The organism is Delftia sp. Lp-1 (assembly GCF_020523835.1).
Classification (GTDB): domain Bacteria; phylum Pseudomonadota; class Gammaproteobacteria; order Burkholderiales; family Burkholderiaceae_C; genus Comamonas; species Comamonas acidovorans.
In genome coordinates, this window is the sequence record NZ_JAJALJ010000002.1 from 24042 (window position 1) to 38266 (window position 14225).

The 14225-nt window shown below is 67.9% G+C and carries 14 protein-coding genes and 1 tRNA gene; 7 read left to right on the plus strand and 8 right to left on the minus strand.

Annotation, left to right across the window (positions count from 1 at the left end):
• Window positions 1-3: 3 nt before the first annotated feature.
• The 5 genes from LGR64_RS16790 to modA all read right to left on the minus strand — a co-directional run bounded on the left by LGR64_RS16790 (window position 4) and on the right by modA (window position 4185).
• Entirely contained in the window at window positions 4-402 is a 399-nt protein-coding gene (locus LGR64_RS16790; protein ID WP_088166355.1) for a hypothetical protein, read from the minus strand.
• A 73-nt stretch (window positions 403-475) separates the two neighbouring features.
• Window positions 476-1408 carry a formate dehydrogenase accessory sulfurtransferase FdhD gene (gene fdhD, locus LGR64_RS16795; RefSeq protein ID WP_230356251.1) on the minus strand — a complete coding sequence of 311 codons (933 nt, stop codon included), beginning with the start codon at window positions 1406-1408 and terminating at the stop codon, window positions 476-478.
• 52 nt (window positions 1409-1460) lie between these two features.
• Window positions 1461-2591 carry a molybdenum ABC transporter ATP-binding protein gene (modC, locus tag LGR64_RS16800; RefSeq protein WP_230356253.1) on the minus strand — a complete coding sequence of 377 codons (1131 nt, stop codon included), beginning with the start codon at window positions 2589-2591 and terminating at the stop codon, window positions 1461-1463.
• The gene (modB, locus tag LGR64_RS16805; protein WP_013804076.1) at window positions 2588-3268 is read right to left on the minus strand and encodes a molybdate ABC transporter permease subunit; all 681 of its coding nucleotides are present in this window, start codon (window positions 3266-3268) and stop codon (window positions 2588-2590) included. Before modB ends, modC begins: the two co-directional genes overlap by 4 nt.
• Before the next feature lie 155 nt (window positions 3269-3423).
• Window positions 3424-4185 (minus strand): molybdate ABC transporter substrate-binding protein, encoded by a 762-nt coding sequence (gene modA, locus LGR64_RS16810; RefSeq protein ID WP_230356255.1) that lies wholly within the window; start codon window positions 4183-4185, stop codon window positions 3424-3426.
• Between the two features lie 103 nt (window positions 4186-4288).
• On the opposite strand from modA, the gene LGR64_RS16815 reads away from it, so the two are divergent.
• The 3 genes from LGR64_RS16815 to LGR64_RS16825 all read left to right on the plus strand — a co-directional run bounded on the left by LGR64_RS16815 (window position 4289) and on the right by LGR64_RS16825 (window position 6091).
• Entirely contained in the window at window positions 4289-5116 is an 828-nt protein-coding gene (locus LGR64_RS16815; RefSeq protein ID WP_230356257.1) for a TOBE domain-containing protein, read from the plus strand.
• A gap of 181 nt (window positions 5117-5297) precedes the next feature.
• Window positions 5298-5573: a hypothetical protein gene (locus LGR64_RS16820; RefSeq protein WP_012203452.1), complete on the plus strand. Its 276-nt coding sequence runs from the start codon at window positions 5298-5300 to the stop codon at window positions 5571-5573.
• A gap of 107 nt (window positions 5574-5680) precedes the next feature.
• Complete coding sequence (locus tag LGR64_RS16825) at window positions 5681-6091, plus strand: hypothetical protein (RefSeq protein WP_141830186.1); 411 nt, start codon at window positions 5681-5683, stop codon at window positions 6089-6091.
• A 94-nt stretch (window positions 6092-6185) separates the two neighbouring features.
• On the opposite strand, the gene LGR64_RS16830 is transcribed toward LGR64_RS16825, so the two are convergent.
• The gene (locus LGR64_RS16830) at window positions 6186-7343 is read right to left on the minus strand and encodes an MFS transporter (protein ID WP_224986381.1); all 1158 of its coding nucleotides are present in this window, start codon (window positions 7341-7343) and stop codon (window positions 6186-6188) included.
• Window positions 7344-8070: 727 nt separating this feature from the next.
• Between LGR64_RS16830 and LGR64_RS16835 the strand changes: the two genes are divergently transcribed.
• The 4 genes from LGR64_RS16835 to LGR64_RS16850 all read left to right on the plus strand — a co-directional run bounded on the left by LGR64_RS16835 (window position 8071) and on the right by LGR64_RS16850 (window position 13142).
• Window positions 8071-9267 (plus strand): imelysin family protein, encoded by a 1197-nt coding sequence (locus LGR64_RS16835; RefSeq protein WP_071954426.1) that lies wholly within the window; start codon window positions 8071-8073, stop codon window positions 9265-9267.
• A gap of 104 nt (window positions 9268-9371) precedes the next feature.
• Window positions 9372-10871 (plus strand): di-heme oxidoreductase family protein, encoded by a 1500-nt coding sequence (locus LGR64_RS16840; protein WP_141830183.1) that lies wholly within the window; start codon window positions 9372-9374, stop codon window positions 10869-10871.
• On the plus strand, window positions 10871-11956 hold the full coding sequence (locus LGR64_RS16845) for an imelysin family protein (protein ID WP_328511979.1): 1086 nt from the start codon (window positions 10871-10873) through the stop codon (window positions 11954-11956). Before LGR64_RS16840 ends, LGR64_RS16845 begins: the two co-directional genes overlap by 1 nt.
• Window positions 11940-13142 (plus strand): DUF1513 domain-containing protein, encoded by a 1203-nt coding sequence (locus tag LGR64_RS16850; RefSeq protein WP_141830178.1) that lies wholly within the window; start codon window positions 11940-11942, stop codon window positions 13140-13142. The genes LGR64_RS16845 and LGR64_RS16850 overlap by 17 nt, the downstream gene beginning before the upstream one ends.
• A gap of 94 nt (window positions 13143-13236) precedes the next feature.
• On the opposite strand, the gene LGR64_RS16855 is transcribed toward LGR64_RS16850, so the two are convergent.
• Window positions 13237-13313: transfer RNA gene (locus LGR64_RS16855), tRNA-Met, on the minus strand.
• Window positions 13314-13442: 129 nt separating this feature from the next.
• Window positions 13443-14222: an enoyl-CoA hydratase gene (locus LGR64_RS16860; RefSeq protein ID WP_012203459.1), complete on the minus strand. Its 780-nt coding sequence runs from the start codon at window positions 14220-14222 to the stop codon at window positions 13443-13445.
• Window positions 14223-14225 lie beyond the last annotated feature (3 nt).

Sequence of the window (14225 nt, forward strand, 5' to 3'; positions counted from 1 at the left end):
TGCTCAGTTGAAGATGCGCTGCAGCATCGACTTGGGCTTGTAGTGCTTGTCGGCCTCGGCCTTGGTCAGGATCCAGGCCTGGTGCAGCCACTGCGTCTGCGGCTCGATCACATAGCCCACCACGAGCTTGCTGCCCCGGTAATTGATGGCCTGCACCAGCGTGCGTTCAGGGCTGAACAGGCGAAAGCCCGGACTGGTGCGAATGGTCTTGCCGTCGATCTCCACCTCGGGGAACTGGGTCACGACCAGCTCGCCGAACTGGGCCTGCGGCGGGAAATTGCGCGTCTCGTTAGACGGCAGGCCCTGCGCGGCCACGCCCAGGCTGGCGCAGGCCAGGCCGGCGAGCAGGGCGCCGGCACACAGGCGGCGAACGGTAGAGAAATGGGGCTTGCAGCGGTTCATGGTGTACATCCAGGGGCTGAACCCGCGATTCTACGAACTTGCCGCTGCGCAGGCGCGGCACTCGGGCATTGGGTCAGGTGCGGCCCGGCGTATACAGCACCGCCTTGGGCGGGCGGCACAGGCCCCAGAAGCGCAGGCCGATCAGTTCGGCCATCTGCACGCCCATGGCCGTGGGCGCGGAGATGGTGGCCAGGGCGGCGATGCCGACCTTGGCGCATTTGCGCACCAGCTCATGGCTGCCGCGGCTGGAGAGCACGACAAAGCCGGCCTCGCCCAGGCGGCCTGTGCGGGAGAGGCGGCCGACCAGCTTGTCCAGCGCGTTGTGGCGGCCCACGTCTTCGAGCACATCCGTCAGTTGCCCGTCCAGCCCTGCCCAGCCTGCGGCATGCACGGCGCCGGCTTCGGCGTTGAGCAACTGCAGCGGCGGCAGTGCCGCGATGGCTGCGCAGACGGTGTCGGCATCGACACGGGCGATCCAGTCGTGCGCGGGCAGGGGGTCGAAGGACAGGTCCAGCGCCGCGAAGCTGTCCACGCCGCAGACACCGCAGCCCGTGCGCCCGCTCATGCTGCGGCGCCGGTCCTTGAGGCGGGCGAAGCAGCGCGAGGCCACGTCCAGCTGCACCTCGATGCCGTCCATGCCGGACGGAAGGCCTGCGGCCTGTGCAGCCACGGTGCGCACCTCGATGCCGTAGCAGTCGGCAGCGCTGTCCAGAATGCCTTCGGTGAGCGCAAAGCCCAGCGCAAAGTCTTCCAGGTCCGAGGGCGTGCCCATCATCACGGCATGGGAGATGCCATTGAACACCAGGGCGATGGGGACTTCGCTGGCCAGCACCTGCGGCTCGGCCTGGATGCTGACGGCGCCGTCTTCACCGAGCCGGTGGCGCGCCACCGCATGCGTGCGCAGCGCGGCAATGGCAGGCGGGGCGGCGCATGCAGCATCTGCTGCGCCGGGGCCTGCGTCTGGGGCGGGGACGGGTGCGGGGGCGTGTTCGGTGGTGGCGTTCATGGCGTGGGCCGCGCAGGCGGCTTCCGCATGATATCGGCGCCGCCGCGCGTGCTCAGTCCAGCAATGCCATGCCCTTGATCTGGGCGAAGACATGCATGCCCGGCGCAATGCCCAGTTGCCGGGCGGAATGCAGGGTGATGCGCGCCAGCAGGCGGGACGGGCCCAGCTGCAGCGAGACCATGACTTGGCCCGGGCCGTCCTCGCGCAGCTCCTGCACGGTGGTCGGGAGGATGTTGAGGATGCTGCTGTCTTGCGGGTGCTGCAGGCTCAGGCTCACATCGCGTGCCTGCACGCGCAACTGCACGGTTTCGCCGACGGGGCGCGGGGAGACCATGACAAGGCGCAGACGCCCGCCATCGAAGCACAGCGTGCTCAGGTGTGCATCGGGATCGTGCTGCTGGACCTGTGCGCTGACCATGGCCGCTGCCGTGTCGCCCATGCTCAGGGGCAGGTCCAGCCGTGCCAGCAGCTCGCTGGTGGCGCCGGCCGCGACGATGCCGCCTGCCTTGAGCAGCACCAGGTGCTGGGCCAGGCGAGCGACCTCGTCGATGGAGTGGCTGACGTAGAGGACGGGAATGTCGAGTTCGCGGCGCAGCTGGTCCAGGTAGGGCAGGACCTCGGCCTTGCGCTGGGCGTCCAGCGCGGCCAGGGGCTCGTCCATCAGCAGCACCCGCGGGCTGGTGGCCAGCGCCCGCGCAATGGCCACGCGCTGGCGCTCGCCGCCCGACAGGGTGGAGGGCATGCGGTCCATCAGGTGGCCTATGCCCAGCAGGGACACGGCCTGGTCCTGGGATACCTTGCGCCGCGCGGCCGGCGTGCGCCGCATGCCGTAGTCGATGTTGCGCCGCACGGTCAGGTGCGGGAACAGGCTGGCTTCCTGGAACACATAGCCCAGCGCACGGCGGTGCGTTGGCAGCCATTGGCTGGCCGCATCGTCCTGCCAGACCTCGCCGTTGACGGCGACGCGGCCGCGCGCGCGCTCCAGTCCTGCCAGGGCGCGCAGGCAGGTGGTCTTGCCGCAGCCCGAGGGGCCGAACAGGGCGGTGACGCCGCGCCCGGGCAACTGCAGCTGCACGTCAAGGCGGAAGTCGGCACGCTCCAGTGCCAGGGTTGCGATGATTTCCGAGGAGGGATGGGAGTGCGCGGCGTCGGACATCAGGGAGGGAGAGAAGGCGGTCATCATGCGCGGCGCTCCTCACGCGGCTGCAACAGGTGCAGGGCCAGAAGAACCAGGAAGGAGAACACCACCATGCCACCCGCCAGCCAGTGGGCGTGGGCGTACTCCATGGCCTCCACATGGTCGTAGATCTGTACCGAGACCACGCGCGTCACGCCGGGAATATTGCCGCCCAGCATCAGCACCACGCCAAACTCGCCCACGGTGTGCGCAAAGGTCAGCACGGCCGCCGTGATGAAGCCCGGCCGCGCCAGCGGCAGCGCCACGGTGAAGAAGCGGTCCAGCGGCCCCGCGCCCAGGCTGGCCGCAGCCTCCATGGGCCGCGTGCCCAGGGATTCGAAGGCGCGCTGCAGCGGCTGCACCGTGAACGGCATGGAATAGACCAGCGAACCGATGACCAAGCCCGGAAAAGTGAAGGGCAGGGTGCTCAGCCCCAGCGCCTGCGTCAGCTGCCCCACGGGGCCGTTGGGACCCATGGTCACCAGCAGGTAAAAGCCGATCACCGTGGGCGGCAGCACCAGGGGCAGCGCCACCACGGCGCCAATCGGGCCGCGCCAGCGCGAGCGCGTGTGCGCCAGCCACCAGGCCAGCGGCGTGCACAGCGTCAGCAACAGCACCGTGGTCACGCTGGCAAGTTTCAGCGTCAGCCGTATGGCGGCGTAGTCGTCGGCGGTAAGAATCATGCGGGGCAAATAGCAGGTGTCCGTAGGAAAACACAGCCTGAGAAACCGGCGCGGCCCAAGTCAGAGACAGCAAGCAAGGGCCTACGCCGGCCGCGCCGCCCCGCAGCGAGGCTGTCGTCGCCCTTCAGGGGGAAGCGGCGCAGCCGCTCAGGGGGTCAAAGCCCGTAGCCGTACGAGCGGATGATGGCACGGGCCTTGTCGGCGCGCAGATACTTCATCAGTTCGGCGGCGGCTTCGTTGTCCTTGCCGTTGTTGAGCACGATGGCGTCCTGGCGGATGGGCTCGTGCATGGAGCCGGGCACCTGCCAGGCTGAGCCTTCGCGCAGCTTGCCGTTTTCCATCACCTGCGACAGGGCCACAAAGCCCAGCTGGGCATTGCCCGTGGCCGCGAACTGGTAGGTCTGGGCAATGTTCTCGCCCATGACGATGCGCGGCTGCACCTGGGCCGTGATGCCCAGCTTGTTCAGCACTTCCATGGCGGCCGTGCCGTAGGGCGCCAGCTTGGGATTGGCCACGGCGATGTGCTTGTAGTCGCCGGTCTTGAGGACTTCGCCCTTGTCGTCCACATAGCCGGCCTTGGGGCTCCACAGCACCAGCTGGCCGATGGCGTAGGTGAAGCGCGAATCGGGCAGGCCGCGGCCTTCCTTGGCGATCTTCTCGGGCGTGGTGTCGTCGGCGGCCAGCAGGATCTGGAAGGGCGCGCCGTTGACGATCTGCGCATAGAACTTGCCCGTGGCGCCGAAGGACAGCAGGGCCTTGTGGCCGGTGTCCTTCTCGAACTCGGCGGCGATCTTCTGCATGGGCGCCGTGAAGTTGGCGGCGACGGCCACCGACACTTCGGCGGCCTGCGCAGCGGCCCAGCCGAACAGGGCAAGGGCGGCGAAGGCGGTGGCACGCAGGGGCTGGTTCACGTTCATGGGTCTCTCGCTATTCCGTTGGTGAATAGCGCAGTGTAACGACCTGAAAATGCGCATGCAGGGTGCAGGCGTTTTGCTTGGCGGGAAATAACGCTTGGCGGGCATGATGCTGCGCATGACTGCCGCAACCCCCGCTTCTCCCTCAGACCTGGTGCCCGCGCTGGGCCATGACCTGGCCGACCGGCGCATCGCCATCCTGCGGCATATCGCGGCAGGGCATTCGATTTCCCAGGCCGCGCGCGAGGCGGGCGTCAGCTACAAGGCGGCCTGGCAGGCGCTGGATGTGCTGACCAATCTGGCGGGCCGTGCCCTGGTGGAGCGCTCGGTGGGCGGCGCCGGCGGTGGTGGCGCGCGCATCACCGAGGCCGGGCAGTCCCTGCTGGCCATGGCCGATGCGCTGGAGCAGGCGCGCGCGCAGGTGCTGCAGCGCTTTGGCGGGCCCGCCGGCGTTTCTTCTGCGGCTCCCGGGCTGGGGCTGGGCCTGCGCACCAGCATGCGCAATCTGTGGCCTTGCCGGGTTGGTGCCCTGCAGGCGCAGGGCGCCCAGGTCCGCGTCTGGCTGCTGCCCGACGGCGGCGGGGATGCATCAGGCATTGCCGCACGCATCACCGAAGAAAGCGCCCAGTTGCTGGGCCTGGCGCCGGGCCTGCCCCTGATGGCGCTGTGCAAGGCCACGGCCGTGCAGGTGCTGCCTTCGGCGCCACGCTCCGATGTGCATGCCCAGGCCAATGCCTGGCCCGCCCAGGTGCAGCGCGTGGCCCGGGCCGACAGGGCGGGGCCGCGTGAAGTGGTGGCACAACTGCCATGGGGCGGTAGCGGCGTGGGTTACGCGGCCGAGCCGGCCGAGGGCGAGTCCTGGACCTTGCGCGCAGGGCGCAAGGTCTGGCTGACGGTGCCGGAGTCCGCCGTGGTGCTGGCCGTGGCTGATTGAGCGGATGGAGTGTTGAAGGAGCAGCAGCGCGTTGCGCATGCGCAGCAGTGGCTGCAGATTCGGACGGGTCTGATGGCGCATTCAGGGCGGTATACGAAGAATTGCGCCGCTGTGAAACCTGCGCGCTCTGGCGGCGCGGGCTTTTCTGGCGACCGAATCATCGAAACCTCCCTGGCCCTCCATGAGCATCCTGAAATTGCGCAGGCAAGAGAAAGTGGCGGTATACACCGCCCTGCTGTGTTCCTTCATCGCGGCGTTCATCTTCTTCGCGTCCGAAGGTGTTGCTGACAGTTTTCGGCAGCGGCTGGATGCGCTGGCCATCTGCGCCGTCATCGGTGCGCTGGTGACCTGGTTCAATCACTGGTGGTTCCGGGTCTGGGGCTGGCATCTGGTGCCTGTGACCCTGCTGCTGTTTTATGCCGGCACGCTGGCCGCAGGATGGCTGTTTGGCGGATGAAGGCGGTGAAGGCGGTGAAAGCGGTGGTGTGGGAACCTGCCGCCACGCTTTGCATCGAAGATCCTTTTCGACTGCCTCACCAGGCCATCCACGGCCTTGCCCCTGCCATGAAGACCACCCTGTCCGCCGCCCTGATCTGCCTGTTCCTGTCCACCCCGGCCATGGCCCGACCGCTGGATCCGGCGCCGCTGGACGCCTCGCAGTTCAACCTGGGGCTGGCCGGGTTCGCGGGCGAGATCTCGCCTGCGGAGCGGCACCTGGAGGCCATGCTCAGGCGGCCCGAGGCCAATGCCGTCCTGCTGTCGGTGATCGACGATCCGCGCCGATCTCCCGTGGCCAAGCTCTATGCGCTGTGCGGGCTCAAGCGCATGGGCAGCGGCGGCTACGAGGCAGCGCTGGTCAAGTTGCGCGGCTTTGAGGGCCAGGTCTCCGTGATGCTGGGAGACCAGATGTTCCAGGAAGGCATCCGCGAGGCGGCAGATCGCATCGAAAACCTGGAGTGCAGCGAAGGCGGCTGAACCTGGGCACGCCGGTTGCCGGACAAAAAAAGAGCTGCCATCGGCAGCTCTTTGCGTTGTGGGGCATCGTTCTGAGCCGGAGAATCTGAGCCGCTCAGGACAGCTCGCGTCCCTTGAGTTCGGGGATCAGGAAGGCCGTGGCCAGCATGTCCAGCACATAGATGGCCGCCAGCAGGGCGATCGCCACCTGGAACGAATAGCTCATGGCCAGCGCACCGATCACCACCGGGCCCAGTCCGCCCACGGCGCGGCCGATGTTGAACAGCACGTTCTGCGCGGTGGCGCGGGCCTCGGTGGGGTAGGCCTCGCTCATCACGGCGCCGTAGCCGCCCATCATGCCGTTGACGAACAGGCCCATGAGGGCCCCCGCCCAGAGCATGGCCGTGGGGTCGGACAGCTGCGAATAGAGCACGACCATGATGACCGAGCCCAGCTGGAAGATCAGGAAGCTGGGCTTGCGGCCGATGCGGTCGGCCAGCTGGCCGAAGACCCAGATGCCGACCATCATTCCCACCACGGTCACGGCAGTCCATATCGAGGACTTGGTCAGGCTGAAGCCCAGTTGCTTGGACAGGAAGCTGGGCATCCAGATCATGATGCCGTAGTAGCCGAAGTTCTGGACCGAGGTCAGCACGATCACGCCCAGGCTGACCTTGGTCGTGGCGCGGTCCTTCACCAGCAGCTTCAGGCTTTGCAGCACCGGCACGCGGGCCGAGGGCGTGGCGGACTGCTGGCGCTTCACGAAGACTTCGGGCTCGTGCAGCTTGTTGCGGATCACCCAGGCCACCACGGCCGGTATCACGCCTACCAGGAACATGCCGCGCCAGCCGATGAGGGGCAGCAGCAGCGGCGTCAGCAGCGCCGCACCCAGCACGCCCATTTGCCAGCCCAGTGCCACGTAGGACGAGACGCGGGCGCGGTGGCGTGCGGGCCAGGCCTCGGCGGCCAGTGCCATGCCGATGCCGAACTCACCGCCCAGGCCGATGCCCGCAATCGTGCGGTAGGCCAGCAGATCCCAATAGCCCTGGGCGAAGGCGCACAGGCCCGTGAAGACTGCGAACAGCATGATGGTCCAGGTCAGCACGCGGATGCGCCCGTAGCGGTCGCTGAGCAGGCCGAAGAAGATGCCGCCGAACACGGCACCGATCAGCGTCCAGGTCACCAGCGAACCGGCCTGGCCCGGCGTGAGGTGCAGGTCGGCCGAGATGGCCGACAGCATGAAGCCCAGGATCAGCAGGTCGAAGCCGTCCATGGCATAGCCGACGGCCGAGCCGGCCAGGGCCTTCCAGCTGTAGCCATTGACCTGGGTGGCATGTGTGCCGACATGCGTGTCTGTGCTGGCGCCGGCAGCATTGGCTGCGAGCGCCCCGGAGGAAGTGGTGGTCACGTGAAAATCCTTGAAAGCCAGGACGGCGCGCGCTCTCGCTGGGGTGCGGCACCACGCAAAACGCCTGCGCCGCCGGCTGGGCCGGCGTGCGGGCACGCTGCGCGTGTGCGGCATCCTGGAGTGGCGATGGGCACGGGAAATCCTGGTGGGAAAACAAGCTGGGCGGCCGGCATGCCGGAGCATGGCAGGGGCTGCGCGCAAAGACAGAGCGCAAGGTGCAGCGCCAAAAGACCGCTTCTGCAAAAAGCGAAAGCCCTGAAATCGGCCGGGCGATCAGGGCTTGGAGGCCGTGGGCAGGCCCTGCGAGGAGAGGGCGGCCCATGCGAGCGGGCGCAATGGTAAGGCAAGTCGCCAGCCAAGGCAAGCTGCAGGGCTTATGCCAGGGCGCTGGGTCTTTGGCCGGGGCGCCAAGGGGGCTCGTGCTAGGCTGGCGCCCGCTGCGGCCATTGCGCCGCTGGCGCGCCCCATTTCTGCCCGGGTCCGTCTATGACCTTGCGGTGCAGTGCGGCGATATCTCGCAGGTTTTGCCAATAAAAACAATTCTCATTACAGTTTGGCATTCCGAGTTCTCCAACCTCCGATCCTTTCTGCCATGCATCCCATCCTGATTGCAGCCGCCTTGGCCCTGGGCGCGGCCGCCCCGATGAGCCAGGCCGCAGCCGCCGGCACCGTTCAACAGCCCGTGAAGAAGAGCCTCTCCGTTGCGGAGGTGGTCAAGCATTACGGCACCCTGGTGCACGCCAATTACTCGGACTCCATCAGCTCCGCGAAGACCATGCAGAAAGCCATTGCGGCCTTTCTGGCGGCGCCCAGCGAGCAGGGCCTGAACCAGGCACGCAAGGCCTGGCTGGATGCCCGGGAGTACTACGGCCAGACCGAGGCCTTCCGCTTCTACGCCGGTCCCATCGACAACGATGAAGGCCCCGAAGGCCAGATCAACGCCTGGCCCATGGACGAGTCCTATGTGGACTATGTGGAAGGCAATCCCAACGCCGGCATCATCAACAACCGCAAGGAAGCCATCACCAAGAAGCGCCTGGCCGAGCTCAACGAGCATGACGGCGAGGAGAACGTTTCCACCGGCTGGCACGCCATCGAGTTCATGCTCTGGGGCCAGGACCTGAACGACAAGGGGCCGGGCGCGCGTCCGTACACCGACTTTGTCGATGGCAAGAAGTCCAATGCCGACCGCCGCCGCGAGTACCTGAAGGTGGTGACCGCGCTGCTGATCGAGGACCTGCAATCCGTGGCCGACCAGTGGAAGCCCGGCTCGCCCAAGAACTTCCGCGCCCAGTTCGAGAAAAAGCCCGACGACGCGCTGCGCCGCATCTTCGTGGGCCTGGGTTCGCTGTCGCGCGGCGAGCTGGCCGGCGAGCGCCTGGAGGTGGCCCTGGCCAGCCGCGACCAGGAAGACGAGCACTCCTGCTTCTCGGACAACACGCACCGCGATGCGGTGACCAATGCCCAGGGCATCCTCAACGTCTGGCAGGGCAGCTACAAGCGCCTGGATGGCAGCGAGCTGCAAGGCCCGGGCATCAAGGACTGGGTGGCCTCCAAGGACAGCGCGCTGGCCGACAGGACCACGCGCCAGATCATGCAGTCGGTGCAGGCGGCCCAGGCCATTCCCGCGCCGTTCGACCAAGCCATCCAGGGCGCACGCGACTCGGCCTCGCGCGCCAAGATCCAGGCCACCATCGACAGCCTGGTCCAGCAGAGCAAGGATCTGGTGGAGGCGGCCAATGCCGTCGGCATCACCCAGCTCAACCTGGTGGACCCCAAGGCCAACTAAAAGAACATCCACGCCAGCGTCCATCCATTCCTGCGCCCATGTGCCAAGGCCGCCGCCCCCGAAAGGGTTCGGCGGCCCTGACTTTTCCAGGGACGTCCCCACCCATGAATCTCTCCCCCTCGCTGCTGGTCGCTGCCTCCCTGGTCCTGATGGGCTGCTCGGCCCAACAGCAGGACACGGTGGCTGCCGCTCCAGCGCGCGCGCCAGCACCGCAGCCTGCTCCCGATCCAGCTCTTTTGTTCGCGGCACCCGGTGAGCCCCTGCCCCCGGGCGGCCAGACCACGGTCCACGCCACGGGCCGCAACGCCTTCTCGCTGCCCGCCGCCAACCTGGAGGATGCAGAGCGCACGCGCTTCGTCATCGGCAACTCCTTCTTCAAGCGCAACTGGGTGCAGGCGCCGGCCTCCACCACGGCGCGCGATGGCCTGGGCCCGCATTTCCTGGCGCGCTCCTGCGGCGGCTGCCATGTGCAGGACGGCCGTGCCCAGCCGCCCGACTTCCACAACCCGCTCAAGCCCCAGCCCTTCGCGGGCCTGCTCATGCGGCTGTCCATTCCGGGCGAAGGCCCGCACGGCAGCCCGGTGCCGGACCCGGTCTATGGCGACCAGTTCAATACCGAGGGCGTGCTGGGCGTCAAGGGCGAGGGCCAGCTGCGCATCCGCTATGAACAGGTGCATGGCCGCTTTGCCGACGGCACGGCCTACACGCTGGAAAAGCCGGTCTACGAGCTGGCTGCGCTTAACTACGGCCCCCTGGCCGCAAACCTGATGACCAGCCCGCGCATTGCGCCCCAGGTCATCGGCCTGGGCCTGCTGGAGCACATCCCGGAGTCCGAGATCCTGGCCAACGCTGCAGCCCAGGCGGCCCTGGGCGGCCCCATCAAGGGCCAGCCCAACTATGTCTGGGATGCCTACGGCGAACGCATGATGCTGGGCCGCTTCGGCTGGAAGGCCAACGTGGCCTCCATTGCCCACCAGACGGCCTCGGCCTTCCTGGGCGATATCGGCATCACATCGAAGCGTTTCCCGCACCAGACCTGCACGCCCGCACAAAAGGACTGCCTGGCCGCGCCCGACGGCAACGGTGCCGAGGGCGTGGAGATCGAGGACCGCGTGCTGGACGACGTGATCTTCTACCAGGCCACGCTGGCGCCGCCTGCACGGCGCAATGCCAGCGACCCGGCCGTGCGCCGTGGCGAGGCACTGTTCCACCAGGCCCAGTGTGCGCAGTGCCACCGGCCCTCGTACAAGACGGGCGGGGAGCTGTTTCCCGCGCTGTCGCCGGCACTCAGCAGCAAGGGGTTGTCGGGCCAGACCATTGCGCCCTACACCGACCTGCTGCTGCACGACATGGGCGATGCGCTGGCCGATGGCCGGCCCGACTTCAAGGCCTCAGGCCGCCAGTGGCGCACGCCGCCGCTGTGGGGCATAGGCCTGCTGCCCGATGTCAACAACCACCAGCGCCTGCTGCACGACGGCCGTGCGCGCGGCGTGCTCGAAGCCATCCTCTGGCACGGCGGCGAGGCCGAAGCCGCGCGCGAACAGGTGCGCCAGTTCAGCGCCGAAGACCGTGAAGCCCTGGTCAAATTTGTGGAGTCCCTCTGATGCAAGACATGCGCATGACACCTCGCCAAATCCTTTGTGCCGCCGCGCTGGCGCTGCTGGCCGCTGCCCCGGTCCATGCCCAGGAAGTGGATGCCAACATGGCCATTCCCTTCTACAACACGGCCCACGCCGTGCAGGGGCTGTACGGCCAATGGTTCTCACCCCAGGCCAAGGCCGCGCAGGCATCCGCCCAGGCGCTGAACCAAGCGCTGCGCGCGCACTGCGCGGCACCTGCGGGATCGGCTGCCGCCACGCTGCAGACGGCGCGCCAGGCCTATGTGCAATCGTCGCGGCAGTGGAGCAGCCTCTCGGCCGTGGCCCTGGGGCCGCTGGTGGAGCGCCGCTCGGCACGTCTGGTGGACTTCCGCCCCATGCGCCCGGCCCTGCTCAAGAAGGCCATACAGTCGGCCCCCGCCGATCTGGCTGCCATGGAGCGCATCGGCGCACCCGCCAAGGGATACCCGGCGCTCGAGAACCTGCTGTGGACCCAGCCCGTTGAGCCGCAGACGCCGGCCTGCGCCTATGCCACCCTGGTGGCCGAGGAAATCGGCGCCGAGATGGGCATCCTCAGCAACGGCTTTGCCAAGCTCGCAGCCCAGGATTGGTCCGAGGACGGCGATGCCACCACCGAAGCCATGGCCGAGTTCATCAACCAGTGGGTGGGCGGCCTGGAGCGCCTGCGCTGGGCGGACATGGAAAAGCCTTTGCGTAGTGCGGGCAGTGCGGGCAGCAAACCGCCTGCCTGGGAGCATCTCGCCAGCGGCAGCACCCTGGAGATCTGGCGCGCGCACTGGCAGGGCCTGCGCACGCTGGCCGTGAGCGTGGACCGCAAGGTGCCCCAGCCCGGCGTGGACATCGTGCCCATCGAGTCCTACCTGCGCGGCCGTGGCCTGAACCCGCTGGCCGACCGCTGGCTCAAGGCCGTCAACGAGGCCGATGCCGGCATGCGCGCCCTGACCGAGCCGACCGCCAAGGCCGTCGATGCCGCCACCAAGCCGCTGTCGCGCCTCAAGCGCCTCATGGAAGGCGAGGTGGCGCCTGCGCTGGAAGTCAACATCGGGTTCTCGGATGCCGACGGGGATTGAGCAGGCGCTGAATCGCCGCCGCTGGCTGCAGGGCATGGGGCTGCTGGCTGCCATGCCGCTGGCAACCTCCCATGCGGCCAGGCCGTCCGGGCCGGCACGGTCGCTGGCTGCGGCCTGGATGCAGGGCGAGCAGATGCGTGTCGGCATCGTGCAGGCCAGTGCGCAGGTGGACAGGCCGCTGCAGGTGCTGCAGGCCCTGGATGTGCCCACGCGCGCCCATGGCATGGCCGCGCTGCGCGACGGCTCCGTGGTCTTCGCCAGCCGCCGCCCCGGTGACTGGCTGGTGCGCCTGAAGCCGGGACAGGCCGCCGAGGATGCGCAGTGGCAGTGGATCGAGCCCGACCGCTTCTTCAACGGCCATGTCATCGAAAGCGCCGATGGCCGCCATCTCTACACCACCGAGACCGACCTGGAAGATGCCCAGGGCCTGATCGGCGTGCGCGATGCCATCACCTTGGAGAAGATCGCCGAATGGCGCACGGGCGGCATGGACCCGCACCAGTTGCTGCTGGACGCCGACGGCACGCTGATGGTCGCCAACGGCGGCATTCCCACGCAGTCCGAAACCGGCCGGCGCAAGCTGCAGCTGGACCACATGGATTCGTCCATCGCGCGGCTGTTGCCGGCCGAAGGCGGCGCCCGTGCCGGCCTGTGGAAGCTGGACGACAACCGCCTGAGCCTGCGCCACCTGGCCTGGGGCCCGCAGGTCGCCCACGCGCCCGCACGCCGCTGGCTGGGCATTGCGCTGCAGGCCGAGCACCGCGACACCGAAGCGCGCGCCGCCGCGCCCGTGCTGGCCCTGTTCGATGGCCACCGTTTGCATGCCGTGCCCCTGCCCGAAGGGCGCGAGCCCCTGGCCGGCTATGGCGGAGACATAGGCTGCGACGGCCAGCTCTTTGCCGTCAGCTGCCCGCGCGTGAACACCGTCACCTGGTGGCAGGTGCCCGACAGCGGCCAGGCCAGTGGCCGCTGGCTGCGTGGCGATGCCATGCCGGGCGTGTACTGCGTGGCCAACGCAAGTGTCTCGCTGGATGCCAAGGGCCGGCCCCTGCCTGCCGAGCCCGCGCTGTGGATGGGCGGCGCACGCCAGGCCCAATTGCGCCAGCGCGGCCAGGTGCTGCGCACGGTGCCGGTTCCCGGCATGGCGCTGGACAACCACTGGATTGCGTTGGAGCGCGGCAGCTAGCAGCCGGAGGCGGCGCCGCAAACGGCGCGCTCTGGCGGAGTGCAGCGCCAACGGAAAAAGGGTCTACGTTTGCACGTAGACCCTTTTCTTTGTTTGGTGGCGCTTCACGGATTCGAACCGCGGACCTGTGGATTATGATTCCATCGCTCTAACCGACTGAGCTAAAGCGCCGTAAGACCTAAATTATATGCAGAATTTTCGGCCCATCCGGCAAGTTGTGCAAATTTCTCGAAATTTCTTTGCGAGAGGCTTGCTGCGCCTTGCCGGAAGACGCGCATTGTAGCGCGACTTTCAGCCCGTTCAGAGATGCTTGAAGCTGGCGGGACGCTTGTTGACGAAGGCGTCCATGCCTTCCTTCTGGTCCTGCGTGGCGAACAGCGCGTGGAACAGGCGGCGCTCGAACATGACGCCGTCGGCCAGCGAGCCCTCGAAGGCGCGGTTCACCGACTCCTTGGCCGCCATGACGGCGATCTGCGAGAAGCCGCTGATGATGATGGCGGCGCCCAGGGCTTCGTCCATGAGCTTGTCGAAGGGCACGACACGGCTGACCAGGCCGGCGCGCTCGGCCTCGGTGGCGTCCATCATGCGGGCCGTGAGGGCCATGTCCATGGCCTTGGACTTGCCCACGGCGCGCGGCAGGCGCTGCGTGCCGCCGGCGCCGGGGATCACGCCCAGCTTGATTTCCGGCTGGCCGAACTTCGCGTTGTCGGCGGCGATGATGAAGTCGCACATCATGGCCAGCTCGCAGCCGCCGCCGAGGGCAAAGCCGCTGACGGCGGCGATCACGGGCTTGCGGATGGAGCGGATGGCTTCCCAGTTGCGCGTGATGTAGTCGCCCTTGTAGGCGTCGGCAAAGCTGTACTTGGCCATGGCGCCGATGTCGGCGCCAGCCGCGAAGGCTTTCTCGCTGCCGGTGATGATCATGCAGCCGATGGCCTCATCGGCATCGAAGGCCTGCAGGGCCTGGCCCAGCTCGTCCATGAGCTGGTCATTGAGCGCGTTGAGCTGCTTGGGGCGGTTGAGCGTGATGATGCCGACCTTGTCGGCTTCGACGCGAACTTCAATCATTTCGTAGGCCAAGGG

Bases quoted from the DNA above. Each gene is read 5' to 3' on its own strand.
- LGR64_RS16825 (WP_141830186.1), top strand. From the start codon at position 5,681: ATGAAGACCACCCTGTCCGCCGCCCTGATCTGCCTGTTCCTGTCCACC.
- LGR64_RS16845 (WP_328511979.1), top strand. From the start codon at position 10,871: ATGCAAGACATGCGCATGACACCTCGCCAAATCCTTTGTGCCGCCGCG.
- LGR64_RS16815 (WP_230356257.1), top strand. From the start codon at position 4,289: ATGATGCTGCGCATGACTGCCGCAACCCCCGCTTCTCCCTCAGACCTG.
- LGR64_RS16835 (WP_071954426.1), top strand. From the start codon at position 8,071: ATGCATCCCATCCTGATTGCAGCCGCCTTGGCCCTGGGCGCGGCCGCC.
- LGR64_RS16850 (WP_141830178.1), top strand. From the start codon at position 11,940: ATGCCGACGGGGATTGAGCAGGCGCTGAATCGCCGCCGCTGGCTGCAG.
- LGR64_RS16840 (WP_141830183.1), top strand. From the start codon at position 9,372: ATGAATCTCTCCCCCTCGCTGCTGGTCGCTGCCTCCCTGGTCCTGATG.
- LGR64_RS16820 (WP_012203452.1), top strand. From the start codon at position 5,298: ATGAGCATCCTGAAATTGCGCAGGCAAGAGAAAGTGGCGGTATACACC.
- LGR64_RS16790 (WP_088166355.1), bottom strand. From the start codon at position 402: ATGAACCGCTGCAAGCCCCATTTCTCTACCGTTCGCCGCCTGTGTGCC.
- modA (WP_230356255.1), bottom strand. From the start codon at position 4,185: ATGAACGTGAACCAGCCCCTGCGTGCCACCGCCTTCGCCGCCCTTGCC.
- modC (WP_230356253.1), bottom strand. From the start codon at position 2,591: ATGATGACCGCCTTCTCTCCCTCCCTGATGTCCGACGCCGCGCACTCC.
- LGR64_RS16830 (WP_224986381.1), bottom strand. From the start codon at position 7,343: ATGGACGGCTTCGACCTGCTGATCCTGGGCTTCATGCTGTCGGCCATC.
- modB (WP_013804076.1), bottom strand. From the start codon at position 3,268: ATGATTCTTACCGCCGACGACTACGCCGCCATACGGCTGACGCTGAAA.
- fdhD (WP_230356251.1), bottom strand. From the start codon at position 1,408: ATGAACGCCACCACCGAACACGCCCCCGCACCCGTCCCCGCCCCAGAC.